Genomic DNA, 26,836 nt, shown 5'->3' with positions numbered 1-26,836 from the left:
AAGGACAGCTGCAATTAGTTTTAAAATATTGATACTGTCCTTTTACTTATATATTCACATTTCCCTTATTACATTATTTATTGAATATCTTGTTTATTTTCTATATCAATTAAATTACTTATATATTTTATTTTTCCGTCCAATACATCGTCATAGAAAGATTGTTTGTTGTCAATGAAATCAATACATTCATTAAGTTCATTGATTTTCTCTAGCAAAGATTCTTTTAATTTATTAAGCATCTCTTTTCTTTGATTAATTGTAGAAGGGCCTTCTAAGCAATAATTCATATATAATTTCATATCTTTAATGCTCATTCCACACTTTCTCAAGCACTGCAATCCCTTTAACCATGCAACATTTTTTTCATCAAACACTCTATAGTTATTTTTATCTCTTTTGACGTTTGGTACTAATCCTTCCTTACAATAAAATTTTAATGTTTCATAGGATATTCCTACTTGTTCACATACCTCTTTTGTTGTAGACATGAAATTACCTCCTAAATTATTAAAAATTAAAATACCACTTGCTAGGTAGTTACTACCTACTGGTAAGATTATTATAAAATATAAAATAATAAAAATAAAGGAGAGATTAAAGTGGAATATGTAACTTTAAATAATGGAATAAATATGCCTGCAGTTGGATTTGGAGTTTTTCAAATCACAAATAAAGAAGAATGTATAAAGGTTGTAATAGATGCTATTGATGCTGGATACCGCTTAATTGATACAGCGCAATCATATGGAAATGAAGACGCTGTTGGAGAAGCTATAGCTAAATCATCTGTACCTAGAGAAGAACTATTTATTACAACTAAAGTATGGATTAGTAATGGAGGATATGAGAAAGCAAAAGTTTCTATCGAAGATTCGTTGAAAAAAATGAAGTTAGATTATTTGGATTTAGTATTAATCCACCAGCCACTAAATGATTACTATGGGACTTATAGAGCTATGGAACAATTATATAAAGAGGGAAAAATTAAGGCAATAGGGGTATCAAATTTCTATCCAGATCGTTTGGTTGACTTATCTTTATTTAATGAAGTAATACCTGCAGTAAATCAAATTGAGATTAATCCATTCCATCAACAATTAGTAGCACAAGATTTTAATAGTAAGTACGGGGTACAACTAGAAGCATGGGCTCCTTTTGCTGAAGGAAGAAATGGGATGTTCAATAATCCTGTTTTAAAAACAATTGGAGAAAAATATGGCAAATCAGTTGCACAAATTATTTTAAGGTGGTTGGTTCAAAGAGGGATTGTTCCACTAGCTAAAACAGTTAGCAAAGAAAGAATGTTACAGAATATTGATATCTTCAATTTTAAATTAAATGAAGATGATATGAAGAAAATAGCTGCTTTAGATAAAAAAGAAAGTTCTTTCTTTAATCATCAAGAAGCATCATCAATAGAAATGTTAGCAAATCTTATTAGATAGAACTTTAATTAACATATATAAGTTCTAATTAAAAATCTCAAATGCACAATTTATGCCCCTTGTGGATACAAATAGTGTGATGAAAGTTTAAAATTTTTCAAGATTTCTTAAATTACATTCAGATTATTTATTAGAATATATATATACTAAAATTAATATTAGGAGTGATACTTATGAAAAAGATATTGTATTTAATGAGACATGGACAAACATTATTCAATGTTAGAAAAAAAATTCAAGGATGGTGTGATGCCCCCTTAACTGATCTAGGAGCTAGACAAGCGATTGTTGCTGGAGAATATTTCAAAAACAATAATATAACTTTTGACCACGCTTATTCATCTACATCTGAAAGAGCTTGTGATACATTAGAATATGTTTCTAATATTCCTTATAAGAGAGTAAAAGCTCTTAAAGAGTGGAACTTTGGTACTTTTGAAGGTGAAAGTGAAGATTTGAATCCACCATTGCCTTATGGAGATTTTTTTGTTAAGTATGGTGGTGAAGATGAAATTGAATTAAGAAACAGAATTGCAGAAACACTGTATTCTATTATGAAAAACGATAATCATCAATCGGTGTTAGCTGTCTCTCATGGAGCTGCTTGCCGTCAATTTATGAGATACTGGGCTCATACTAGTGATGTTGACCAAAAAGAAAGACTAGGTAATTGCTGTATACTAAAATTTGAATTCGAAAATGATGAATTTAAATTGATAGAAATAATAAATCATGACTTTAGTCAGTTATCTTAAATATATATGTTGCAATTACTTTTCTACATTTTGTATGCTGGTATTTACTTAGCCTGTAAACATATTAAATGAAATTTTATTATTGCAACATATATACTATAATTACTTGTTGTGCTAGTTAAAAACAGTCAAAACAAAAATAGAATAAAAAATTGTTTTATCAATTTTTTAACTAACACAATGAGTAAATAATGTTTAAGGATAGAATTACAAAGCGCTAGCAATTTAGCCTATTTGGCTCAACACTAAAAACTGTGCTTGACAATATGAAGCAGTAACACCTATATGTATAATAGCTAACATTTTCTACACTTCTTTCCCCTCCAAGTTTGCATATCCTTTGGAAATACTCTTATTAAATTTGGAGCTTCTTTATATCCTATTATAATTGGTGCTTTTTCTATAACTACATTACTAGTGTCTATTCCAAACCATCTTGCTGGAGATACTGTTAATCTTTTAATTAATAATTTTGTACTTGTTATAAAATTATCCCATTTTGAAAGTTCACTTTCATTTGAAAGAACTTCTTCTAATAATACAAATTTAAAGTCTCCAAATACAAATTCATTATTTTGATTCAGCATATACTTTTTGGGAGTATACTTAATTTCTCCACTTTTAGCTAAGTCTTGAATTACTTTATATAAGAAAATATTTATTCTTTGATCTATTCTAAATCCAAGATTAAACTGAACACTATATGCCATATTGGGAACAAGTGTCTTGACTACATATTCTTCTGTATGTGGTTCGTCTGTCACTTTTATATTTATGAACCAATAAAATTTTGCTCGTTTTGGCTCTTTATTGAATATAGAGTAAACTATTTTCTTCTCAAGCATCCTATAATTTAAAGATTCTGTTAAATAAACTACATTTGTAGCATAAAGAGGTAATTCTTTATCTTCTTGAAGATCCTTAAAATGCTCCTGAAAATCTGATAAATTAACATACTGTCTAAATCTTTTTCTAATAATAGTACCATATATCCATATATACATAAGAAAAATAAGAAGTCCTGCAATAATTACAGTTACATATCCTCCATGTAAAAATTTAAATAAGTTTGCATATAAGAATCCACACTCAATGATTACAAAAGTTGTAAACACTATCCAAGATAAAACTTTTTTCTTCTTATTAATTCTTAAATACTCATTTAATAAAATTGTTGTCATTAACATTGTTATTGTAATAGCTAGTCCATATGCAGCTTCCATGTTTTCTGACTTCTTAAATTTTAAAACTAATAATATACATCCAATATAAAGTATAACATTTACTGTTGGTATGTAAATTTTCCCTTTATCATTATTAGGATAATTAACTTGAAGCTTTGGAAATAAATTCAACTTTATTGCTTCTGCTACTAAGGTAAAGGATCCTGTTATAAGGGCTTGGCTAGCTATAATAGCTGCTATTGTTGCTATTATTGTTCCAGGTACTATAAACCATTCTGGCATAATTAAAAAGAATGGGTTATCTTTTATTATGCTTCCTTCTCTTGATAAAAGCCATGCACCTTGACCTAAATAATTTATAACTAAACAAGTCTTAACAAAAACCCATGTATAGTGTATATTTTTTTTACCGCAATGCCCCATATCAGAATATAATGCTTCTGCACCCGTTGTACAAAGGAATACTGCACCTAAAATATATATACTTTTAGGACTTGTAAAAATTAAATGTATACCATAATAAGGATTTAAGGCTTTCATTATTTCTGGATAATTAAATATTTGAATAAAACCTATTATAAAAAGCATTGAAAACCACAAAACCATCATTGGACCAAATAATTTTCCTATTACATCTGTTCCAAATCTTTGAATAAAAAATACAACAGTTAAGATTGCAACTACTATTAATATTATTTCCTCTGTATTAATAGGTAAAACCAAAGTTAAACCTTCTATTGCAGATGTTACTGTTACAGGTGGAGTAATCATTCCATCTGCAAGTAATGAAGCTCCTCCTACTACTGCTGGAATAATAAGCCACTTCGCATTTTTTCTAACTAATGTATATAGAGAAAATATTCCTCCCTCACCTTTATTATCTGCTTCTAATGTTATCATTACATATTTTATGGTTGTTTGAAGAGTTAATGTCCAAATTACTAAAGAAATTCCTCCTAAAATAAGTTCACTTGAAATTTGTCCATTATTTACCATAACCATTGATTTCATAACATATAAAGGGGATGTACCTATATCTCCATACACTATTCCTAAGGCTATAAGCAATGATGCTATACTAATTTCTTTTTTCATTTTTAGTTTATTTCCTCCATAAATTGTATTATTAAGTATAAGTAACTCACTAGATTATAGTACTCTAAATTTAAAGTGTCTATATCTGTAAACTTCCTTTGCAAAATTTATTACTTTGATAATTTTTTTACCACTTTTTTTATTTCCTTACTATTCATTATCAAATTATTCACATTTTAAAAAATGAAAACCTTATTTATTAAAAAAGTGCCCAATTAATCGGACACTTTTTTAATGGCACATACTATGGTTCTCGCATTATCAAATTCATAGCTACAGGTATAAAATTACAGATATATGCAAACTAAAGCATTTATAATATTCACTTTTTAATAATCCATAAAATAATGAACAAATGAAACTTACTATTTATTTTCTGCCATAACTCCAACTAAGCGATGAGGTTTATAAAGTTCTTCTAAATAAATAATTTCTTCATCAGTCAATTTAACTGCTACTGCCTTAACAGCTCCATCAATATTATGTGGTTTTGTTGCACCAATAATAGGTGAAGTGACTTTTGTAAGTAACCAAGCCAATGATATTTCAGTCATAGAAACACCTTTTTTCTCAGCTAATTCTTCAACTCTATGAATAATTGCTAAATCTTCATCATGTGTTATATCATATTTTCCTTTCGCATAAATATCTTCACTTAAGCGTTTAGACTCTTCACCAGGATGTTTAGCTAATCTTCCAGATGCTAACGCGCTATATGGTGTCATAGCACTTGATGCTCTAGCATGATAAATTGTAGCAAATTTCAGAGTTTCAGGCATTACTTTAGAGCCATATAATTCCTGATGCCACTTAATATCAAATTCTTTGCAATGCTCAAAGATATAGTCTTTTAAGCAATTCTGTCATTCTACCATAGATGCTTGTTTCATAAAACAATGATATTTTTCATATTTTCAAAAGCAATAAGAAGTGAATCATAAAAGTTCATACTAATATTCTTATCATTAAAATCTCAAACTATCCTTGTATCATAAACATATTGAATTAAATCATTTTTATCAATGAAATGATTATAGAATGTTTGCCTACTAATTCCTGTTTTATCTAATAACTGCTTAATTGTCATTGACTCTAAAGACTGTGTCTCACAAAGTTCTAATAGTGCAGTAGCTAATAAATTCTTAACATTTATAGCTATTACTATCACCTACCTCAATTCAATTTTACCCAAAAACCAATTGAATATCAAATGTTATAAACGTAAACGTCAAAGAAACAACGCCTACAAAGGAAATATAGCCTTTTGTTAAAATTGAAATAAAATATTTTAACAGGAGGCATTTTTTATGAGTGAAGTTAAAAAAATAGATTAGAAAGTAACAGAAAATAGAGATATGCATTTATTAAAAGATTTCATGCCTTGGTCTTCTAAGCTTCCAGATACCTTGTATTCTACATCTAAAAAGAATTAATATTAAATTTTTTTCCCAACATCAATTTCAACTGTTGGGCTTATTTTAACATTACCAAGATTTCATTTCTATACGTGAATTCTTTTACGCTTACAGTGATATCATTGCAAAAAATGCATAACAAAAGGACTCTAGAGTTAAGATACACTTAACTAATAAAGTCCTCTAATAAATATTTGCCCTATTGCATATTATTGCCATACTTTGGTTATAATATACAATATGAGCAATAGAAGAAGTATTGCATATTACTATAATTACTGACGAAATTGTTTAATAAATTTAAAACTGAAAATTTTGATTATTTCTAAGAAAAAGTTAGGAATACACAAAATTATTTCCCCCTTCAAAAATTAACACCTATAAAATAAATATTATGTGCTAATGCTTTTAATATCATTCTAAGCATTAGCACCATTTAGAGAATTATCTATTATCGTATTGATATTAAATTAGCTGGTTATTATTCCCTTTGACAAAATGTTTCCAATCCGTTTTTCTAATTAATGAATCATTAATTCTATCTGATACTAACTTATTTCTTCTCCCATTTATTGGGTGAAATTTCTCATACTCATTCATATTTTATACCTATAGCTGAAAGATATTAAAGTTCGTTCTTCTTACAATGAGACTATATTCTCTATTACTTTAATATGATTATCTGTATGATTTATTAAATTGGTTAAAACCTCATATGTACTACTTTTATTATCATTAGTATTATTATACAATCTTCCTTGTATATCAATGAGTAATGCGTATTTATCTTTAGTTAAATCTAATGTAATATCCACATATTCTTTAGGTGATATTTCATCTAAATCCATATACTTTATTTTATTATCATATTCATTCATTAAAAATGCTATTTTATCATAAGTTCTAAAATCAATTTCTTCAATACTCGATATATTTATTCTATTTTTTAATTCTTCATAATAATCTATTACCCTATCTATATCTTTTAGAAATGTTTTTACTAACACAATTAACCTTAATCTAATTAATTCGCTCTTAATAAGATTAAGCGAATCCTCATTAATGATTTTTTTAAAAATCTTTCTTTTATTTTCTTCTATAATAATGCACTTATTTACTATATCAATTATGTTATATCCCATATCCTAATATTTCTTCCTTCCAAATTTTAAATATTGATTATAACAAGCACACAACTTAATTATTCTTTTATCTTTAAATAATCTTTTTATACATTTATCTTCATTTTTTAATTAGATATGCATTTTTAACATTTTATTTATATACCAACTTTATAATAATTCATTTTTGTTCATATCATCTAATATTTGTTTTTTTATATTCATAAACTTTACTCTTGCTTTAATTTAAAATATTCGATAAGTTGTTTTAAGCTAATTGCTTGAGATAATAATTCTTCACTAACAGATGAACTTTCTTGTGAAGTATATAAATTGTTTTCTACAATATTAGATATTTGCTTTGTACCAAGCATCAATTCTTCAAGAGCTACTTTTTGACTTTTACTATTGTCAAGAAGATTTTCTGTTATTTCTACACTACATTCAATTGAATTAACAATATTATCAAAAGATTTAGCTGTATTATTTGCAACCTCTTGACCATGTTCAACTTTTTTAAGAGTATCTATAATTATATTTTCTATCTGTCTTACAGTTTCTATGCTTCTGTTAGCTAATTCTCGTACCTCTTCAGCAACTACCGCAAATCCTTTTCCAGCCTCACCAGCTCTTGCTGATTCTATAGCTGCATTTAATGCTAATAAATTAGTTTGACTTGCTATTTCATCTATAATTTTTATAATATTTGATATGCTTTTACTTGCTACACTTATTTCATTCATTGATTCAAGCATTTCATTTATAGTTTCTGTACCATGTATAGCATATTCTTTAGCTGATTGTGATATTTTACTACTTTCCTCTATTTGCTCCATACTCTTTATAATATTACCCGATATTTCTTCTGTAGAAGCTATAAATTCTTCTATTATACTTGATTGATCAGTCGCAGCATTTGCTATATTGTTAGATACTTTTTCTATATTATTTGCTCTACCTTTTAATTCATCTGCTGAATTACTAATACTACTTAATGTGTCATTTAATTTGTTAGATATAGACAACATAGATTCTTTAATTGTGTAAAAATCTCCTATATAATCTAATTGTGGTATTACAGTAAAATTACCTTTAGAAAATTCACCTAAAACATTAGAAATTTCAATTACATATCCAGATAATGTATTAGCAACATTATCAACCATTTCAGTCATTTCTATAACTTCTTTACTATTTTTATCAATATTGCTTGAATCAAGTTTTAAGTTTCCTTTGCTAAATTCATTTAATAAATTACTTGTTTCTTCTATTGGTGTAATATACTTTTTCGAAAATTTAGAAATAAGAACTCCACTAATTATAATAGATATTACTAATACTGATGTATTTAAACCTATTTCTTTAACTAGTTCTTTTTGAATAATTTTCTTTGGATAGTTGAATATTATCCTCCAATTTCCATAATCCAAAGTTTCAACAACGCTATAACATTTATTTCCTTGAATATCTACACTATTATTTATATTTCCATCTTCCGAATTTAAAATCCCATTATAATCAACTGGAAAATCGGAAATTTTTAATATCTTTCCATCCTTTGGCATAATATCTTCATTGGGATGAACTATAATTTGCTCTTTATCATCTATAATGAATGCATAACTTCCATCTTCATATGTTAAGTTATTTATAAATTCTTTTAATTTATCTATAGGTACATCTAATGCAATTACACCTACTAGATTATTATTGATTTTTATATTTTTTGATATAGTAATTACTAGGCCTCCACTCTCAGCATCTGAATATGGGGCACTTATATAGTATCCATCTGAATCTACAGCATCTTTATACCAATCTCTATCCTTAGCATTATAACCTGCCTCTGGTATCCATCCACTTGAATCTACATAATTTCCATCCACATTTGCAAAATATATAGCTAATATTTCATTATTATTTTTTGCTTCTTTAGCCATATATTCTTGTAAAACAGCTGCATTCTCTTCTGTATCCCAATTCAATAATTCAATATTATTTTCTACCAATTTTAATATACCAATTTTATTATCAAACCATGAGTTAAAATTTTCCTTACTAGTTAAAGCAGTATTTTTTAAATACTCCTGAGCCTGCTTTTTTGTATTATTATAAACCTTAGAAATATTTATAATCGTAATAGTACCCATTAATAAAATACAAATAGTTGTAACATATATCAATATTAATGAACTTAAACTTTTCTTCTTACTAAAAATATCTTTATATCTTTCAATTTTCTTCATATTTATTAATCACCTCAATTTATGATATTCTCAATATAATTAAATTTTCCTTACATTAAAATTTCTAGCTCAACACACAAATGTGTTCTTGACAGAATTAAGATGTTAATGCAAATTTATTACATTCTAAAAAAATTCTTGCTTAATATTGTCACACAAAGTTTTTAGTGTTGAGCCAAATTTCTTAACACAGTAAATTCTTCAAATTATATATCTACTTTTTAATTAACATGATTGTTTATAATATTAGTTTCTTTTCTGTATAAATCATTCTTAACTTCTCTATCAAATATTTCTAATGAATATTTAAAATTACATTGTTCTAAGAGTAGCACTTTCATACAATTTAAAATTTCACCAAGCTCTTTACCAAATAAATCTACTCTTTTATTAAGCTTATTTTTACCATCTATACTCTTAATTTCTTCTCCCAATTTATCAACAGCCGAAATTCTATCATATAATTCTTCATATTTATTTATTATTTTAGTAAGATTCTTATGTAACATTTCTGCCTTATTTCTCATTTTGTGATTAAATAAATTATTCGAGTTGATTATTTTCCAATACAATATTTTTGATGTTTCATTCAACTCCAATAAATCTTTTTCTATAATATTTTTAACACTAAATATCGTATCATTAATATCACATAATACTTCCACCATTTTATTAATTTCTACCTCCAAATCTGCTTAAATCATAAAATTTACACTAAATTATTTCTTCATATTATTTATTATTCACTATAGAAAATTATTCTCATTATACATGTACACTTTTAAATATTTGTTTTAAAAGTGTCTAATAAATCAATTATATCTGATGATATACAATCCATTTCTTCTAGTTTTTTTTCTGATAAATCCACATTACCATTTCTATATAAGTAAATAGCTTCTTTTGCTTTTTTATGTAAATTTATATGTGGATTTTCAATAGACTTAAATATAGGATTATCTAATATTTCCTTATTCTCTTCTCTGTAATACCATTTTCCTAATCTACATTCTTTATAGTCAGATGCGCACTCAGCATCTATATCATCTATTCCTAATAACATATTATATATTTTCCATTTCCATAATAAATGGTCTACTTTATAAATATCTATTTTTTCTTTAATGGACAAATCATCTATCTCTTTTTTTAATATTTGCGATCTTATATTCTCCACATTTTTACTTAATGAATATACTTTATTTCCAACGCTTCTACATATATTTTCTATCTTAGCAGCTTCAGATGACACCTCTGTCAATTCTTCTGCAAACATAGATGTTGCAGCATTTTGTTCTTCAGTTGTAGCAACTATGCTAGATATTTCTTCATCTATTTTTTTGATAAATTCTACACTATCATTAATTAAACTGGCAATATTATCTATTTCTAATTTTCCAATCTTCAATTTTTTTATTATACCTTTTGTGGCTAAACTAGATTCATCTGTCTCATTTTGTAATTCTATCATGCTTTTATTAATTGTTCTCACAGATTCCTTTGTATATTCTGATAATTTTTTAATTTCATTTGCAACAACCATAAAACCTTTTCCATGTTCCCCTACTCTCGCAGCTTCAATAGAAGCATTTAAAGATAACAATGTTGTCTGATCAGAAATCTCCTGAATTATATTTAAGACATTCCTTATTTCATCAACCTTCTTTTCAATATTCTCCATTTTCGTTATTGCAGTTTCTATATCTTCAAAAGATGTATCTATAAATTCTACTGATTTATTAACTTTATCAATACTATTTAATGGCAACTACTTTACCATTATTAGAATTATCCGCTATAACTTGAATACTTGAAGACATATTATCAATTGTAGCTGATAATTCTTGGCTGGTTGCAACCATAGAATTTATAAATTCTGTTTGAGAATTTATGTTTATTATCATGTCTCTAATTAAATCTAATCCTATTATTTCATTTAATATGTCATTTATTTTTACTATATTTTTATTATTATTATTATAGGCTTCAAGTAATTTATTTATATTACTAACCAGCTTATCATTCTGAACATTGTCTGACTTCAAAAGGCACTTATTCTTAATACAATTTTCTAAATTATTATTCAAATCTTCTATAATTTTATTATTTTCTTTACTTCGGAAATTAAAAATTCTATAAATACTTTTTTTTAAATTCTGTATCATTTTTCATCTCCCATTATATTTTTCAAAAATTCGCAGTATAGTGTCACACAGATTTTTTCTTTTTAAGGATATCAGCAAAATATTCTTTTCATTTATAGTTGTTATTTTAAATATTCATCAACTTAACCTTTATCAGCAATTATTTTTATTAATGTTTTATTTTCTATTAATTCAAAAACTGCTGATCTATCATCAATTCTTGCAGATGCTAAGAACAAAACAAAATAAAGCTATCTGTGGTAACCAATGCATGAAGTTTTAAGCCAAAATATGTTTATTTTTTAAAGCTCAATATCCATATGAAGCAATATCTTTGAAACATTTACTGAAATAATCTCTTAAAAATTTACAAACTTGTATTGGCATGCTATCAATAATTCGGATAGAGTCATTCATCAATTTTTTTAGCATTATAATAAGTGAACTCTAACATTGTAGTCATCTCCTTATTATATTATTGTAGTTAATTATATTTTTGTTGAGATGATTGCTTATTGTTAGAGTTTTTTATTACCACAACACGTTAGTTTATATTTTTACATAAAAGTTCTTTTTAATTGTCATTTACTATAAAAGTACTTTCTCTTCTATATCTTTTTTTATAAGCCCTAGTAATTATATTGCTGTTAACTCAAGACCTATTTGAGCATATCACTTATCTCTATTATTGTATTTTTATACAATGTGAAACCTATTTCTTCACACTTCTCTTACATAAACTTTACTTTCATCAAGAATAAATTTAAAACATTAGCCTATTTACTCATACTATTTTTTTACTTTATATCTAGCCAATTCTCCATCAACTCTAGTTGCTTGTCTAGATAATTCATTAGTTGAATTTGTAATCTCTTCTAATGTAGATGAGTTCTTTTCAACTACATCTGCTATCTGATTCACGCCTTCAACCATTTGTGCAATAGCAATACTTTGACTATTAGATACTTCAGATACTTTTTTTGATAATTCTGTAGTTCTAACCACATTTTTAACAATTATATGTAAAGATTCCGCTGTTTCATTAGCTAACATACTTCCTTCACCAGCTTTTGAAATAGCATGTTCAATTATTTCTCTTGTATCTCCTGCTGCAATTTTAACTTCTTCTGCGAGTTTTCTAACTTCTTCTGCTACAACAGCAAATCCCTTTCCTGATTCTCCAGCTCTTGCTGCTTCTATAGCTGCATTTAAGGCAAGCAAATTTACTTGTGATGCTATATCATCTATTGTTTCTGTTACTTGTGATACTTGTTGTGCAGCCTCATTAATATCATTCATCGAGTTTCTAAGAGTATCCATTTTTGAATTTCCTTCATCAACTATCATTTTGGTTGACTCTAGATATTCCTCTGTCTTTTCTATATCTTTTGCATTCTCTTTTACTTGATCTGATATTTCTGTAAAACTTGCAAGTAACTCTTCTACTGCTCCCGCCTGTTCCATAGATCCTTCTGAAATTATTTCTGTTGTTGTATGTATATCTTCTGACCCCTCTGCTATTGACTTAGATGATTCCGCCATGTTCTTAAAAATATCATTTAATGTATCTATTATAATTCCAAATGATGTTTGTATTTCTTTAAATTGTCCTCTATAATCGATATCTTTATTTAATTCTATATCTAGATTTCCGCTTACTAAAGTATTTAATGTAGTAACTTCATCATCAACATAAGATTTTAACAAAGTTATTGACTCATTCATTTCACTTATTACTTGTCCAATTTCATCATTTGAAATATATGTATTATCAGTTTCTAGTTTTCCTTCATTTAGATTTAAAGAAATTTTTCTTAAACTTTGTATTCCTTCAATTAAAATAGAGTTAATTACCTTCATAATCCAAATTGAAAAAACTATAATTACAGCACCAACAGCAACAGTAAATATAAAGTTATATAATGTAATCCTGTCACTTTTCTTTAAAAACTCCTCTGCACTAGCAGTCGTATTATCACCTATCTTTTCTAATACTTCTCTAGCACTATCAATTGTATCTGCATATGTTGTTGTAAGCATATTTGCTGCTTCTTCATTATGACCATTTCTTATTAATTCCACTACTTTTTGTCTTTCAATTGCTGATTCATCCATATATTTGTTAAACTCATTTATCAAATTTGTATCAATAGAATCGTCTTCTTCAAGTCTTCCTTTAATACTGTTCATATTCTTTTTCAAGCTTTCTGCATGTTCATCTGCAATCTTTATATATTCATTTTTTTTAGTTATATCTTTCTCAATAATTGCCCTAGATGTATATTTATCTAATGCCTGAAGATTCACTCTCATCTGCCATACAGTATCATTAGTCACATATGAGCCATTATATATCTTTTCACTTAAACTTCCTACATTTGACAATGTGGATAATGATAATATCATAAATAAAATCATCATTACAATAATAGCTCCGAAGGAAACTGTATTTCTTTTTTTTATTGAATAATTTTTATACTTTTCTTTTATCCATTTCATAAATATAGAATCCACCTTTCAAGTTTTTATTATAATTCAATGACTAAGCACTCATAATTTAGTGCTCAAATTTTATTCATAATTTAAAATTTTTTATTTATTTTCTCCTCCTCCTTATAAATTTAGAATAATTTATTAATTTTAAATATTATGCAGTGTTTCTTGTAATTATTTTCACAATTTTTACATTTATAGACTTTTGTTTCAATAATAAAACAAGATAAATATTTTGTCTAGTCATTTTTTTATAAATATACAAAAATATAAAATTATTATAAAAAAACCTTTTAAATTAACAATTTATTTTTTATTTTTATAAAAAATTATATATATCAATATTGTATGTGCATAAAAATAATTGTGCTTTCTAATTTATGTAGGTATACCTCTTTAAATTTTTCTTTACAAAGGATTCTATTATATTTTCGCTTTGCAAATTTTGTCGTTATATAGTAAAATATAATCAGAGGTATTCACTGTAACTATCAAAATCTAACAAAAAATCCTAGTCACTATTTTATTTAGTAATTAGGATTTTTTTACTTTAATTATTCAATTCTTGTTTATGGATTTCCTTAAATTCAGTTGAGAATACTTTTTGAAGAAATAGTTAAACTGCCTTTTATCGCAAGTCAATTGGGGGTAGAATTGCCGAATTAAGTGTTCACAATATTATTCTGATTACTTCTTGAACTTCAATAGGTAATGATTGTACCTTTTCCATTTCTTATTAAAGCCATTGCATTATTAGTATAATTGAAAATACTGTAGAAAACATGAGTAATTGACTTGATGATTTAACACTATTTTCTTCATCTTTATTGCCAATATATTGACTAATGATAGCTGCACCACCTGAAGCAATTGCTGTAAATAGATAGATAAAAACAGTATTAAACATATTCACGAGTGAGACTCCTGATACTGATGATTCCCCTACAAAACTTACAACAAAAGTATCTACAATACCTACCATCATCACCAATAATTGTTCTAAAAACAACAGGAACAATCATGTTTTTTAAATCCTTATTACTAAATAATATTTTATCCTCCCCATCTTTTTATCCAAAAAACTGTTTCATTCATTCTACTTATTTTCTGCCATAACTCCAACTAAGCGATGAGGTTTATAAAGTTCTTCTAAATAAATAATTTCTTCATCAGTCAATTTAACTGCTACTGCCTTAACAGCTCCATCAATATGATGTGGTTTTGTTGCACCAATAATAGGTGAAGTGACTTTTGTAAGTAACCAAGCCAATGATATTTCAGTCATAGAAACACCTTTTTTCTCAGCTAATTCTTCAACTCTATGAATAATTGCTAAATCTTCATCATGTGTTATATCATATTTTCCTTTCGCATAAATATCTTCACTTAAACGTTTAGACTCTTCACCAGGATGTTTAGCTAATCTTCCAGATGCTAACGCGCTATATGGTGTCATAGCAATGTTATGAGCAACACAATATTGTTTCATTTCTCTTTCTTCTTCTCTAAAGATTAAATTATAGTGACCTTGAATAGATACAAATTGTTCATAACCTTTTGCTTTAGCTATCTCATTAGCCTTGGCAATCTGCCATGCATAACAGTTAGATATTCCAATATATCTGACTTTTCCTTGCCTTATAACATCATGTAAAGCTGCCATAATATCTTCAATAGGTGTATTATAATCCCACATATGAAGAATATATAAATCAACATAATCCATATCTAATCTTTTTAGACTCCCATTTAAGCAATTCTCAATGTGCTGTTTAGCATCAATCCCTTGTTCAATCTCTTCTTGAGTTCGAGGAATAAACTTTGTAGCAATGATAACATCCTCTCTTTTGGCATATTCTTTGATAGCTTTTCCTAAGAACGCTTCACTTGTTCCCCCTTGATAACCCATTGCAGTATCAAAGAAATTAATACCATTATCTAATGCATATTTAATAATCTTTTTAGACTCTTCATAAGGCAAAGTCCATGAATGCATTCCTTTTTGTGCTTCACCAAAACCCATACATCCTAAACATACCTTAGATACCATTAAATCTGAATCACCTAATTTTACATATTCCATAAAATGACCTCCTATTGTCTTATAACTTCTTTTAAACTAAACTTATGATTATATTTGTTCCCCTACTATTTATCATCATACTTGCATTTTCCATCTAATATATAGAATATAGATGTCGCATTTGTTTTTTCAAAAGCCTTATAATCTATCCTGATTGTTTTTGGAGCAACAGCTTGCTCTTTCTCATTTATCTTTATATCCATCAAAAAAGTCTCCCCTCTTTTCAAATATAATATTATCGAAAAGAGTAAGAGACTTCAATTTACATAAAATATGAAATGTCAAGAAATTGACATTCTTATAAAATTGTCAACTTTTACTATAGGGATTTCCCGTATTTTCACCGTCTTTAAAAAGTTCCTTCATACCAATTCCTCTCATTTCTACAATCATTCTTACGATTTCTTCACATGAAACTGTCATATCAGATAAAATCCATGATAAAGTCATAGCACTTGATGCACTAGCATGATAAATTGTAGCAAATTTTAGAGTTTCAGGCATTAGTTTAGAACCATATAATTCCTGATGCCACTTAAGATCAAATTCTTTGCAATGCTCAAAGATATAGTCTTTTAAGCAATTCTGACCTTCCATCATGGATGCTTGTTTCATAAAGCAATGATATTTTTTCATATTTTCAAAGGCAAGAAGAAGTGAATCATAAAAATTCATACTCATATTTTTATCATTAAAATCTGGAACAATCCTTGTATCATAAACATATTGAATTAAATCATTTTTATCAATAAAATGATTATAGAATGTTTGCCTACTAATTCCTGTTTTATCTAATAACTGCTTAATTGTCATTGACTCTAAAGACTGCGTCTCACATAATTCTAATAGTGCAGTAGCTAATAAATCCTTAATATTTATAGCCATTACTATCACCTACCTCAATTCAATTTTACCCAAAACCCAATTGAATATCAAATGTTATAAACTGAATAATGAAAGGGGCAGTCGCACAAAGAATAAAAACTACAATATATTGTAGTTGAACTTTGAATTCTACAACAAAATGTTATGGCTACATTTCTTAATGCAACAGCTCCTTAAATTGATAAGGAAATCCAATAAGAAAAATAGTTATATTCTACCGTTCTTACTATCTATTATCTTAAGAGAAAGGAAAATGTACTAGATGGATTTAAAAATAGAAGATTTAAGTATAGGTTACGGTAATAAAACTATATTATCAGATGTTAATTTAGTTTTTAAGCCTAAGATTATAGCAGTTATAGGGCCAAATGGTGCAGGAAAATCAACACTTATAAAGGCAATAGCTGGTATTAACAAAGTAAAAAAGGGACTATTAGTTTTAATGAAAGAAAAATTGATAAGAATTATAAAGAATTTTATTCAAAATATCTTGGATATTTCCCTCAGTTTTTACCTACAAATTCAGTCCTAACAGTATTTGAAGTTATATTGCTTGGTATGATTGATTCATTATCACTTAGAATTAGTGATGAAGAACTGATAAAGGTAATGTCCATAATGAAGAAACTTAATATAGATGGGTTAGCAAAAAAACGCATGACTGAGTTAAGTGGTGGTCAACAGCAGATGGTATCCTTAGCTCAAGCAATTATTAAAGATCCTAAGGTTTTACTTTTAGATGAACCACTTAATAATTTTGATATATATAGACAATTTGAAATATTAGATATTATCAAAAAAATAACTTATAAAAATGATATTATTACAGTAATTGCAATTCACGATTTAAACTTAGCAGCTAGATATGCAGATGAAATTGTAGTTATTCATGATGGAAAGGTATATAGCAAAGGAAATCCTAAAGAAGTTCTGACTAAAGAACTCCTTAGAGAAGTATACAAAGTAGATGCTGAAATAACTATAGACAGTAATAATATACCATCAGTTAATCCAATAGGAATGGTAAAATAGACCTATTTTATTAGAATAAGCTTTAAATATAAATTTAAACATGAATAAGGAGAAAATCAAATGATAAAAAGAAAAAAAGGTATTTTAAAAATATGTACTATGCTACTAACAGGTGCATTGCTATTAAGTGGATGCTCAAGTAATAGTAATGGTAATAATAGTGCAAAAACTAAAAGTGATACAATCACAATTACTGATTCAGTTGGAAGAGAAGTTACTTTAGAAAAAGATATTGATAGAATTGTACTTGTTAGAAGCAGAGATATTTTTGAAATAGAAGTTCTACTTGGCGATGAAATGCCAGATAAAATTGTAGGCTGGAGTGATGATTTACAAACAAATGATTCAGATACATACAAAAAGGTAATTGAAACATTCCCAGAAATGGCCTCTATACCTAGTATAGGTAATAATGCTAATGATACTATAAGCACCGAAGCTGTTTTAGCATTAGAACCAGACTTAGTATTAATGAACGCTTCTATGGCACAAGGAAATTTTGATTATGTAGAAAAGCTAGAAGAAGCTAATTTACCGATTGTATATTTAGATTCAGTAAGTAATCCATTATCATCACCACAAGAAAGCTTAGCAATTTTAGGTGAAATTTTAGGTAAGCAAGATAAAGCAAATCAAGTAATAGAATATATGAATAAACAAGCTTAATATCCTCCTTAATTATATATTTTCTCTTAAAAGTTAGATGTGTACTTAATTAAATTCTTCTATAAGATTTACTTCTACATACACTCTTTCACTTTTTGCTTTAATACATACAAGGTTAATTAATTATACTTAACTTGTCCATTAATTTAGTTTAAATAACTTGTTAACGTATCCTTAAGATCAACTCTCATCTGCCATACAGTGCCATTAGTCACATATGAGCGCCATTATATATCTTTTTTACTTAACCCTCCTACATTTTCCAATTTAGATAATGATAAAATCATCATTACAATAGTAGCTCTGAAAGAAACTGTATTTCTTTTTTTATTGAATAATTTTTATATTTTTCTTTTATCCATTTCATAAATATAGGATCCACCTTTCAAGTTTTTATTATAATTCAATGACTAAGCACTCATAATTTAGCGCTCAAATTTTATTCATAATTTAAAATTTTTTATTTCTTTTATCTTCCTCCTTATAAATAAAAATAATCTATACATCAAACTATTATATCATGTATCTATATCAACGCAAATAGGCTATTCTTATAGGTTTCTATCATATCATTATAAGATAATCAACACTATTTTATAGTATAAAATAATACTCTTTTTTCTATTTAAAATACCATATTTTTATATTCATTCTTGTATTTGGGTAGATAATATTTTTAAAATTATATTAATCATTTTTCTTCTAATAAAACATGAAAAAAGGTTGTAGCTTAAACTACAACCTATAATATAAAATTATCTTCTATTTTCTTCTTTCTTGCCTCTTTACTATATATTTAATTATAATTGGAGTTATTATACTTGTTATTATTGATGCTAAGGCTATTTGAGACATTGCAACATTCACAAACGGAGCATATGCATCACTAATTTCAGCTGCTAATGAGGGTACTGAAATAGATAATCCTGCTACAGATGACATTGCAATAGCTGCATAACCAGGCCTTTTTACAACTTTTCTATCTAACAATAATAAAGGCAAAAGACTCACTAAATAGAATATTAATGTGAGAATTACTCCTGATACTCCTGACTTTAAAGCTACTATAATATCTATACTACTACCAAAGCATATTCCCATGAAAGGCAAAAGCATTCCTGTAGCTGATGCATATAGCTTCTTAAAATCACCATCTAAATTTCCTAAAATCATACCTAATATAAATGGAAGCAGATTAGCTATTATTGTATTTAAATCTATTCCTTGTCCATTTGCTGAGCTTAAAATCATAAGTGGAATTGCAGGTACCACTATTAGATTTAAAAAGCCAAAAGCTGCTCCATCTATTTCATCTCCATAATCATTAACTAAGGCTAGATATAATCCTGGATTACAACTTGTAATTGTAGCAATAATGGCAACTGCAGATATTCCAAATACTCCTTCTATTCCAAAGAATTTAATCACTAATAATCCAATAATATATGATATAAATAGCTTTCCAATGCATAGTAATCCTGCTCTTTTAAGAACACTAACTATGTTTTTTATATTAAATTGTGTACCAGAGGCAAATAGCATTAATCCTACTAATACCATAGTACTCTTATTAGTAAAAAGTGCTGTTGTTGGATTCCCTATTTGAAAAATCTCAGGAAAAAAAGTGTTTATTATTGCAGAAAGTATCATGGGAACTATAAGTAGTCCCCCTGGTACTTTCCTAATACTATTTAATATTTTCATAAATCTTAAAGTTCTTTTCCATTGGTAGCTATAACATTCTTATACCAATAGAATGAATCTTTCTTGTAACGTTTCATTGTTCCATTACCATAGTCATCTTGATCTACATATATAAATCCATAACGCTTTGACATTTCTGATGTCCCTGATGAAATCATATCAATTGGTCCCCACATTGTGTAACCAATAACTTCTACTCCATCTTCAATAGCAAGCTTTAATTGTTCAATATGTTTACGTAAGAAATCTACTCTATATGGGTCATGTACTTTATTATCTTCTGTTAATTCATCAAAAAATCCCGAACTATTTTCAAGTATAAAAACAGGTAATCCAAATCTATCATATACATGATTTAATGTATATCTTAATCCTATTGGGTCAATTTGCCATCCCCATTCATTTGCATCAAGATGCGGATTTTTATAAACACTATGAACATTACCAGCAGTAAGCTCTAGCTGATCTCCATCATCACTTGATATCATAGAATTATAGTATGACATTCCTACAAAATCAGCTGTATTTTCCTTTATAACTTCCAAATCTCCATCTTTTATATTTAACTTAATGTTATGTTCTTCAAAATATTTCTTTGAATAATATGGATACTTACCACCATTTAAAATATCTAAATAGAATAGATTTTTCATTTGATCATCCTTTTGCATTGCTAGGGCATCTGCTGGCTTGCATGTATAAGGATAAGTAGTAAAGTATGCTACCATGCTGCCAATTTTATTTTCTTTATTTATTTCATGAGCAAGTTTTGTAGCTTTTGCAGCTGCAACAAATTGATGGTGAAGAGCTTGGAATAACATTTCTTCATAGTTTTCTTGCCCTTCATCTATTACTCCCATAGTTTTAGGACCAGCTTTAATACTCATGTTTATTTCATTAAATGTTACCCAATACTTTACTTTTCCTTTATATCTATTGAATATTACCTCACAATATCTTAAATATAAGTCAATTAACTTTCTGTTATACCATCCACCAAACTTTTCAATTAAAACTATTGGAAAATCAAAATGTGATATTGTTATTAGCGGTTCCATACCATTTTTTAAACATTCGTCTATAACACTATCATAGAACTTTAATCCTAATTCATTTGGCTCTTTATCATCACCATTTGGAAATAAACGTGCCCAAGAGATTGAATATCTAAACACTTTAAATCCCATTTCTTTAAATAAAGCCATATCTTCCTTATATGTATGATAAAAATCTATTCCTCTTCTTTTTGGATACTTTATTGTATCAGGATCATTTTTAGCTTCCGCTATCATTTCCTTTGTAATTTTAAGCTGCTTAGTCACTTTTCTATCATTTTTAGGATTAAATGGCATTACTTCTGGAACAGTAAGTGTCTTACCATCTACATTGTAAGCACCTTCAGCTTGACAAGCTGATAAGGCACCTCCCCATAAAAAGTTTTTTGGAAATCCTTTATTCATATAAATCTACCTCTCCTTCTATATTTTGTGTACAAATCTTATGCACTTATTTAATTATTTATATTAATTTCAATAAATTATCATTATTTGTTACTTCACCATTTTTTACAACTAAGACATCCTCATATTCATCAGAATTTGTAATTATAAATGGAGTTATAACATCATATCCTTCTTTCTTAATTTCATCTAAATCAAACTCAACTAATAAATCTCCTGCTTTTATAGTCTGCCCATTAGTTATATGACTCTTAAAGTGTTTACCTTCTAAGTTTACAGTATCCAATCCAATGTGAATTAATACTTCTACACCATCATTAGATTTTAAACCAATAGCATGCTTTGTACTAAAAATTGCTTCCACTATTCCATCAAATGGAGCCATAACTTTACCTATCTTAGGTTCAATTGCAACTCCTTTTCCCATTAATCCTTCAGAAAATACACTATCATTAACTTCAGCTAGATCTTTAACACTTCCCTCTACTGGACTTTTTATCATAACCCCTTCATGAGAGACTACATTTTCTTTTTTAGCTTCTGTTTTATTATCCTCACCAATTACAGAATCATCTACTCCAGCAATAATAGTAAACACACATCCTAAAACAAATGCTGCTACAACACCAATTATAATGTAAATATATTTATCTGCATTAAATGTTGTAAGAGATAAAATTCCTGGAATAGCAATAGCATTTGCATGAGCATTAACCATACCATAGAATCCACTTACTAACCCTGCTGCTAAACATCCAGCAAAGAATGGCTTCTTAAATCTTAAAGTAACTCCATAAATAGCTGGTTCTGTAATCCCAAAAAGAGCTGTTAATGAACTTGATCCTGCTGCTGCTTTCATAGTTTTATTTCTAGTCTTTAAGAATACAGCAAATGCTGCACCTGCTTGTGCCATATTAGCAGCTAAAGCACTTGCTGTTAATACAGTACTTCCTGTATCTGCAACTTGTTGAATTTGCATTGGCATAATTGAATAGTGCATACCAAACATAACAAGTATAGGTCTAAAGAATCCTAGTAAAGCACCTGCAATAATTCCACTTGTTGCAAATAACATATTTAATCCTTCAGCAATCCATGTACCTACATATGATCCAAATGGTCCTATTGCAATTAATTGAACTGGAACCATAATTAATAATGTAATCATTGGAACAAGTAATACCTTAAGTAAATCTGGGACTATCTTTTCAACAAACTTATAAACATAACTTAATAACCATACTGATAATATTATTGGAATTACCGTAGAAGTATACTTAACTAATAAAATAGGTAATCCTAAAAAACTTATTTTATCAACACCAGTTTGAGCAATTTTACTTGCTGCATCTAAAATTGTCGGATGTAATAGACATGCTGCTAAAGCAACTGCTAAATATTCATTAGTTTTAAACTTTCTTGCTGCACTAACAGCTAAGAAGAATGGCATAAAATAAAACACACAGTCAGATATCATATTAAATATTGTAATAAATCCTGTTGAAGGATCCACCATACCTGTTGAAGTCATTAGGGAAGATAAACATTTCATCATACCACATCCAACAAGTGCTGGAAGTATAGGCGTAAATACTCCTGATATAGTTTCTATAAATGCATTAAAAGGATTTTTCTTAGCCTTAGGCATCTCTGTACCATCATTATTTGAGAAATCACCAAGTTTCACAAATTCTTCATATACTTTGTTTACCTTAGCTCCAATTACAACTTGTAATTGTCCACCACTATGTTGTGCTTTCAAAACACCTTCTAATGTATCTATTGCTTTTAAATTTACTTCTGCTTCTGATTTAACAACAAGTCTTAATCTTGTAGCACAATGAGTAGCAAGGGTAATATTTTTTTCTCCACCACTTAATTCAAGAATTTTTTGAGCTAATTCCTTATTATTCATCTATCTCTCCACCTTTTGTTTTATAATATATATTTAAAACTTTTAAATCTTAGCCAGCATTTGATTTATAAGTTATAAAATCAAAATAAAAATGACCAAAGACTAATGTAATTATAGATATAGTAAATAATCACATTAATTTTTGGTCATGCCTGATCGAATCAGTTACAGTCCTAATTATTTTGTTTTCTTATTCTTTGGATATGAAGCATTAAATATAATTTTTCATCATTTGTACACTTCCATCCATATTTATTATTTAAATGTTTCTCTATTATTTCAACACACTCTAACTCTTCTGTTAGCTTATCCTTCATAATAGTAAACATATCGCTATTTTCATTATCCAATGGTTTATTGTTTACCTGTCTAAGAATAAAATATCTTATATGAGCTACAAATCTAGTAAATTCAAATGAGTCTTCATTAAACTCTATTTTAAATTTATATTTTATTAAATTAAGAATTTCTCCCATAATAGTTGTTATCTTAGTTGTTTCAGTCATATCATGTTTGCCAAGCTGAGCATTTATAAAATGTAGTGCTATAAATGCTGCTTCATTTTTATCTAATTTAACTCCAAGTTCATTTTCAATAATATCTAATGAATGAAATCCTATCTCATACTCTTTAGGGTACATATGTTTAATTTCCCATTGAAGTGGATTTCTAACTTGTATTCCTTCTTTATTTCTTTGAATAGCAAAATTAATGTGATCAGATAAAGTTAATAAAATATCTGCATTAAATTCCATATTAAGTTCTTTATAACCACTTCGTATAATTTTTTCTGTTACTTTGATCACTTCATTAGGGATGGATTCTAAAATTTCAGAAGCTTTTGTACTTTGAGGAATTACATACTTTTTCTCTATCAGAGATAAGTCTTCTAAAATATATGGTGTTTTTCGGAATCCTAATCCCTTTCCAACAACTATAATTTCTTCCTCTTTATCGTTCAAAGCTAATACAACATTATTATTTAACTTTTTTACTATCTTCATCTTTAGTACCTCCCTCCCTTATTTATTTTTAAAGCAAAAATGACCAAACATTAATATAATTATCCATAAATAATCACATTAATTTTTGGTCATGCCTGATCGAATCAGTTACAGTCCTTACAATGTATACGATAACAGACTTTCGAATTCTTGTCAATACTTTTTATAAAAATTATTTTTAAATTGATACAATTCCTTTGAAAGCAAATTTTTGAACCTATTGCGAACTAAATTTTTGTCTAACATTATATCAACTTCTTTTATTAAAACTGATGATGTCACACTAAATAATTAGTGCATAGTTCCTTTTTTGTGCAAAAATAAATCTCAAACCCAATAAGTTTGAGATTTATGATAAAAGGAGCTATTGCTAATTGATTTTAATCCGCTAATACAACAGACCCATCTACATTCCATACAAACGTCTAATTATTACTTATCCAATAGATTTCCTATTATTAGCAACCTTAATTGTTGTATCAACAACATTATCAACGGTGAATCTAAATTACTTAAATGACTCATTCGCACACTCTAGCATCTATAAAATAAGAAAAGTTACTTATTGCAGCATAGCTGCTCTTTTTATAAGTGCATATTCTTAAGCAGAGAGCCCAAATCTTGTATTTGGTGCGAATCACTTACACCTACGAATGCACATGAGTAGGTGTTTCCTTGGCATATAATGCTTGGTGAGGTACGAGCCTGGCAGTATAGCCCATCTTCATCTGCTGATGAAGATATTTCATTAAGTAATTCCTTCTAATTCCCATGAGATAAGCATATTCTTATATTCTTATATTCTTATATTCTTATATTCTTATATTCTTATATTCTTATATTCTTATATTCTTATATTCTGGACATTTTTTCATTATTAAAATAATTACACAATAATTTTTTATTTAAACTATGTATATCTAAAATTAATATTTTTAGCACTAATCAACATAATATGTTATGTAACTTATAAATATATTTTTATTATTATAAAGATCTATAATCTCTCCTTCTAATTTATGATTACTTTTAATAATCTTGACAAGAGGTTTAAATGAATTTTTTGTATTATTTTTAATTACGATCCCTATATCTCCATCGTTAAGAGTCACCCTCGTATCTAATGTAAACACTTCTACACGTTTTAAAAACTATCCTAATATTTCCATATCAAACCCTTTTAAATTTTTTTCAAATTCTCTTCAAATAATATTTGATTTTTATCTAACATTATATGATTTATTTTTATTTCATAAAAGCTATAAACTATACTTATTATTCTAGCAAAACTACTAATTTCTTCACCTTCTAGTTTATTAGGATACCCTAAGCCATCAAATTGTTCATGATCATGTAAAATTGCAAGTAATATTTCTTCGTCTAATGAATAATTTTTCTTTAAATATTCATAGCCTAATATAGGATGTTGTTTATATGCATATTTTATATTTTTTTCAACCTTCGATGACACTAATACTATATCTTTTAATAATGCAGCTATACAAAGTTTTATTAATTTCTCCCTTCTCAGATTCATTTTTGCCCCTAATATTACAGACATAATTGCCACATATATTGTTTGCTCAATAATAGAACTTACAACAATCTTATTGGGCTCATATAATATTTTAAGATTATCAGCTTCTAAAGAATATCATTCACAAACTGTGTCGCTATAACCATCGCATCATCTAATTCTTTACTTCCGCTTCCCCTCTAATAACCTTATTGGCAATATCTTCTAACCCCCTAATGCTTTTGTATAAATAATCTATTTTCATGGTGTATTTACTCTGTTTGTTATTAAAACAATACTCATCATTAATATATACATATGATATACCCAAGTTGTCTAAAATTTCTACCCCTTTTGGAGTAATTTTTGTCCTTCTTTTAACATTAATCTCCAATTGTTATCAATTACATTGATAGCAATCTCAGAATTTTTCTTTCAATTTTTTTACTGGTACTAATCTCATCTTTCATAACTCCTCTTGCTAGTTAATTATGCGGCTAAACTTTATCTTAAATTATACAATAGCTTTAATCTTCTCTTACTCTCCTACTACAGATAATTTTGTAGCAATTAATGCAATCAAGTCACTTTGTTACTTAAATATTATTATTTAGTTTTTCTTCAACCTCTTTAGCTACAATATCATAATCTTTATCAAACATAGATATTG

The 26,836-nt window shown here is 27.4% G+C and carries 21 protein-coding genes and 2 pseudogenes; 4 read left to right on the top strand and 19 right to left on the bottom strand.

Annotated features, from left to right (window positions below; genetic code table 11):
• Positions 1-77 precede the first annotated feature (77 nt).
• A complete protein-coding gene (locus tag CNEONATNEC86_RS04105) occupies positions 78-491 on the bottom strand; it encodes a MerR family transcriptional regulator (protein WP_058293978.1) in 414 nt (137 codons plus the stop codon).
• A gap of 111 nt (positions 492-602) precedes the next feature.
• Between CNEONATNEC86_RS04105 and CNEONATNEC86_RS04100 the strand changes: the two genes are divergently transcribed.
• Complete coding sequence (locus CNEONATNEC86_RS04100) at positions 603-1,448, top strand: aldo/keto reductase (protein WP_058293977.1); 846 nt, start codon at positions 603-605, stop codon at positions 1,446-1,448.
• A gap of 173 nt (positions 1,449-1,621) precedes the next feature.
• Positions 1,622-2,203, top strand: a complete 582-nt coding sequence (locus tag CNEONATNEC86_RS04095; RefSeq protein WP_159135571.1) for a histidine phosphatase family protein — start codon at positions 1,622-1,624, stop codon at positions 2,201-2,203.
• A gap of 296 nt (positions 2,204-2,499) precedes the next feature.
• Here the strand turns inward: CNEONATNEC86_RS04095 and CNEONATNEC86_RS04090 are convergent, their stop codons facing one another.
• The 13 genes and pseudogenes from CNEONATNEC86_RS04090 to CNEONATNEC86_RS04030 all read right to left on the bottom strand — a co-directional run bounded on the left by CNEONATNEC86_RS04090 (position 2,500) and on the right by CNEONATNEC86_RS04030 (position 16,869).
• Positions 2,500-4,482, bottom strand: coding sequence for a KUP/HAK/KT family potassium transporter (locus CNEONATNEC86_RS04090; RefSeq protein ID WP_159135570.1), 1,983 nt, complete (start codon positions 4,480-4,482; stop codon positions 2,500-2,502).
• 365 nt (positions 4,483-4,847) lie between these two features.
• A pseudogene (locus CNEONATNEC86_RS04085) lies at positions 4,848-5,210 on the bottom strand (aldo/keto reductase); the annotation flags it as partial.
• 245 nt (positions 5,211-5,455) lie between these two features.
• Positions 5,456-5,650: a TetR/AcrR family transcriptional regulator gene (locus CNEONATNEC86_RS04080; protein ID WP_058293974.1), complete on the bottom strand. Its 195-nt coding sequence runs from the start codon at positions 5,648-5,650 to the stop codon at positions 5,456-5,458.
• Positions 5,651-6,538: 888 nt separating this feature from the next.
• Entirely contained in the window at positions 6,539-7,039 is a 501-nt protein-coding gene (locus tag CNEONATNEC86_RS04075; protein ID WP_058293973.1) for a hypothetical protein, read from the bottom strand.
• A 209-nt stretch (positions 7,040-7,248) separates the two neighbouring features.
• A complete protein-coding gene (locus tag CNEONATNEC86_RS04070; protein WP_058293972.1) occupies positions 7,249-9,264 on the bottom strand; it encodes a methyl-accepting chemotaxis protein in 2,016 nt (671 codons plus the stop codon).
• Between the two features lie 221 nt (positions 9,265-9,485).
• The gene (locus CNEONATNEC86_RS04065; RefSeq protein ID WP_125149354.1) at positions 9,486-9,932 is read right to left on the bottom strand and encodes a hypothetical protein; all 447 of its coding nucleotides are present in this window, start codon (positions 9,930-9,932) and stop codon (positions 9,486-9,488) included.
• Between the two features lie 113 nt (positions 9,933-10,045).
• A complete protein-coding gene (locus CNEONATNEC86_RS04060; protein ID WP_159135569.1) occupies positions 10,046-11,032 on the bottom strand; it encodes a methyl-accepting chemotaxis protein in 987 nt (328 codons plus the stop codon).
• Positions 11,019-11,429, bottom strand: coding sequence for a hypothetical protein (locus CNEONATNEC86_RS04055; protein WP_159135568.1), 411 nt, complete (start codon positions 11,427-11,429; stop codon positions 11,019-11,021). Before CNEONATNEC86_RS04055 ends, CNEONATNEC86_RS04060 begins: the two co-directional genes overlap by 14 nt.
• Before the next feature lie 768 nt (positions 11,430-12,197).
• Entirely contained in the window at positions 12,198-13,907 is a 1,710-nt protein-coding gene (locus CNEONATNEC86_RS04050; RefSeq protein ID WP_125149356.1) for a methyl-accepting chemotaxis protein, read from the bottom strand.
• A 730-nt stretch (positions 13,908-14,637) separates the two neighbouring features.
• Positions 14,638-14,910, bottom strand: coding sequence for an MATE family efflux transporter (locus tag CNEONATNEC86_RS04045; protein ID WP_230143048.1), 273 nt, complete (start codon positions 14,908-14,910; stop codon positions 14,638-14,640).
• Between the two features lie 87 nt (positions 14,911-14,997).
• Positions 14,998-15,984 carry an aldo/keto reductase gene (locus tag CNEONATNEC86_RS04040; RefSeq protein ID WP_159135567.1) on the bottom strand — a complete coding sequence of 329 codons (987 nt, stop codon included), beginning with the start codon at positions 15,982-15,984 and terminating at the stop codon, positions 14,998-15,000.
• Positions 15,985-16,049: 65 nt separating this feature from the next.
• Positions 16,050-16,187: a hypothetical protein gene (locus tag CNEONATNEC86_RS04035; protein ID WP_159115669.1), complete on the bottom strand. Its 138-nt coding sequence runs from the start codon at positions 16,185-16,187 to the stop codon at positions 16,050-16,052.
• A 106-nt stretch (positions 16,188-16,293) separates the two neighbouring features.
• Positions 16,294-16,869: a TetR/AcrR family transcriptional regulator C-terminal domain-containing protein gene (locus tag CNEONATNEC86_RS04030; RefSeq protein ID WP_159115668.1), complete on the bottom strand. Its 576-nt coding sequence runs from the start codon at positions 16,867-16,869 to the stop codon at positions 16,294-16,296.
• 262 nt (positions 16,870-17,131) lie between these two features.
• Here CNEONATNEC86_RS04030 and CNEONATNEC86_RS04025 point away from each other — a divergent pair.
• A pseudogene (locus tag CNEONATNEC86_RS04025) lies at positions 17,132-17,901 on the top strand (ABC transporter ATP-binding protein).
• Between the two features lie 60 nt (positions 17,902-17,961).
• Complete coding sequence (locus tag CNEONATNEC86_RS04020) at positions 17,962-18,567, top strand: ABC transporter substrate-binding protein (protein ID WP_058293964.1); 606 nt, start codon at positions 17,962-17,964, stop codon at positions 18,565-18,567.
• Between the two features lie 762 nt (positions 18,568-19,329).
• Here the strand turns inward: CNEONATNEC86_RS04020 and CNEONATNEC86_RS04015 are convergent.
• The 5 genes from CNEONATNEC86_RS04015 to CNEONATNEC86_RS03995 form a co-directional block, all read right to left on the bottom strand.
• Positions 19,330-20,271: a 2-keto-3-deoxygluconate permease gene (locus CNEONATNEC86_RS04015; RefSeq protein ID WP_058293963.1), complete on the bottom strand. Its 942-nt coding sequence runs from the start codon at positions 20,269-20,271 to the stop codon at positions 19,330-19,332.
• 5 nt (positions 20,272-20,276) lie between these two features.
• Positions 20,277-21,731, bottom strand: a complete 1,455-nt coding sequence (locus CNEONATNEC86_RS04010) for a glycoside hydrolase family 1 protein (RefSeq protein ID WP_058293962.1) — start codon at positions 21,729-21,731, stop codon at positions 20,277-20,279.
• Positions 21,732-21,789: 58 nt separating this feature from the next.
• Entirely contained in the window at positions 21,790-23,646 is a 1,857-nt protein-coding gene (locus CNEONATNEC86_RS04005; RefSeq protein ID WP_058293961.1) for a beta-glucoside-specific PTS transporter subunit IIABC, read from the bottom strand.
• A 173-nt stretch (positions 23,647-23,819) separates the two neighbouring features.
• On the bottom strand, positions 23,820-24,650 hold the full coding sequence (gene licT, locus CNEONATNEC86_RS04000; RefSeq protein ID WP_058293960.1) for a BglG family transcription antiterminator LicT: 831 nt from the start codon (positions 24,648-24,650) through the stop codon (positions 23,820-23,822).
• A gap of 1,180 nt (positions 24,651-25,830) precedes the next feature.
• Positions 25,831-26,220, bottom strand: a complete 390-nt coding sequence (locus tag CNEONATNEC86_RS03995) for an HD-GYP domain-containing protein (protein WP_268259047.1) — start codon at positions 26,218-26,220, stop codon at positions 25,831-25,833.
• Positions 26,221-26,836: the final 616 nt, after the last annotated feature.

The sequence above is a fragment of the Clostridium neonatale genome, from assembly GCF_900465025.1.
Taxonomy (GTDB): domain Bacteria; phylum Bacillota; class Clostridia; order Clostridiales; family Clostridiaceae; genus Clostridium; species Clostridium neonatale.
Note: the sequence above shows the minus strand (reverse complement) of the source record. Positions and strands in the feature narration are given on the sequence as shown.

What these genes read in the sequence shown, in the direction of transcription:
- CNEONATNEC86_RS04105 (WP_058293978.1), bottom strand. Translation starts at nt 491, where the DNA reads ATGTCTACAACAAAAGAGGTATGTGAACAAGTAGGAATATCCTATGAA.
- CNEONATNEC86_RS04095 (WP_159135571.1), top strand. Translation starts at nt 1,622, where the DNA reads ATGAAAAAGATATTGTATTTAATGAGACATGGACAAACATTATTCAAT.
- CNEONATNEC86_RS04090 (WP_159135570.1), bottom strand. Translation starts at nt 4,482, where the DNA reads ATGAAAAAAGAAATTAGTATAGCATCATTGCTTATAGCCTTAGGAATA.
- CNEONATNEC86_RS04075 (WP_058293973.1), bottom strand. Translation starts at nt 7,039, where the DNA reads ATGGGATATAACATAATTGATATAGTAAATAAGTGCATTATTATAGAA.
- CNEONATNEC86_RS04070 (WP_058293972.1), bottom strand. Translation starts at nt 9,264, where the DNA reads ATGAAGAAAATTGAAAGATATAAAGATATTTTTAGTAAGAAGAAAAGT.
- CNEONATNEC86_RS04065 (WP_125149354.1), bottom strand. Translation starts at nt 9,932, where the DNA reads ATGGTGGAAGTATTATGTGATATTAATGATACGATATTTAGTGTTAAA.
- CNEONATNEC86_RS04055 (WP_159135568.1), bottom strand. Translation starts at nt 11,429, where the DNA reads ATGATACAGAATTTAAAAAAAAGTATTTATAGAATTTTTAATTTCCGA.
- CNEONATNEC86_RS04050 (WP_125149356.1), bottom strand. Translation starts at nt 13,907, where the DNA reads ATGAAATGGATAAAAGAAAAGTATAAAAATTATTCAATAAAAAAAAGA.
- CNEONATNEC86_RS04040 (WP_159135567.1), bottom strand. Translation starts at nt 15,984, where the DNA reads ATGGAATATGTAAAATTAGGTGATTCAGATTTAATGGTATCTAAGGTA.
- CNEONATNEC86_RS04035 (WP_159115669.1), bottom strand. Translation starts at nt 16,187, where the DNA reads ATGGATATAAAGATAAATGAGAAAGAGCAAGCTGTTGCTCCAAAAACA.
- CNEONATNEC86_RS04030 (WP_159115668.1), bottom strand. Translation starts at nt 16,869, where the DNA reads ATGGCTATAAATATTAAGGATTTATTAGCTACTGCACTATTAGAATTA.
- CNEONATNEC86_RS04020 (WP_058293964.1), top strand. Translation starts at nt 17,962, where the DNA reads ATGATAAAAAGAAAAAAAGGTATTTTAAAAATATGTACTATGCTACTA.
- CNEONATNEC86_RS04015 (WP_058293963.1), bottom strand. Translation starts at nt 20,271, where the DNA reads ATGAAAATATTAAATAGTATTAGGAAAGTACCAGGGGGACTACTTATA.
- CNEONATNEC86_RS04010 (WP_058293962.1), bottom strand. Translation starts at nt 21,731, where the DNA reads ATGAATAAAGGATTTCCAAAAAACTTTTTATGGGGAGGTGCCTTATCA.
- CNEONATNEC86_RS04005 (WP_058293961.1), bottom strand. Translation starts at nt 23,646, where the DNA reads ATGAATAATAAGGAATTAGCTCAAAAAATTCTTGAATTAAGTGGTGGA.
- licT (WP_058293960.1), bottom strand. Translation starts at nt 24,650, where the DNA reads ATGAAGATAGTAAAAAAGTTAAATAATAATGTTGTATTAGCTTTGAAC.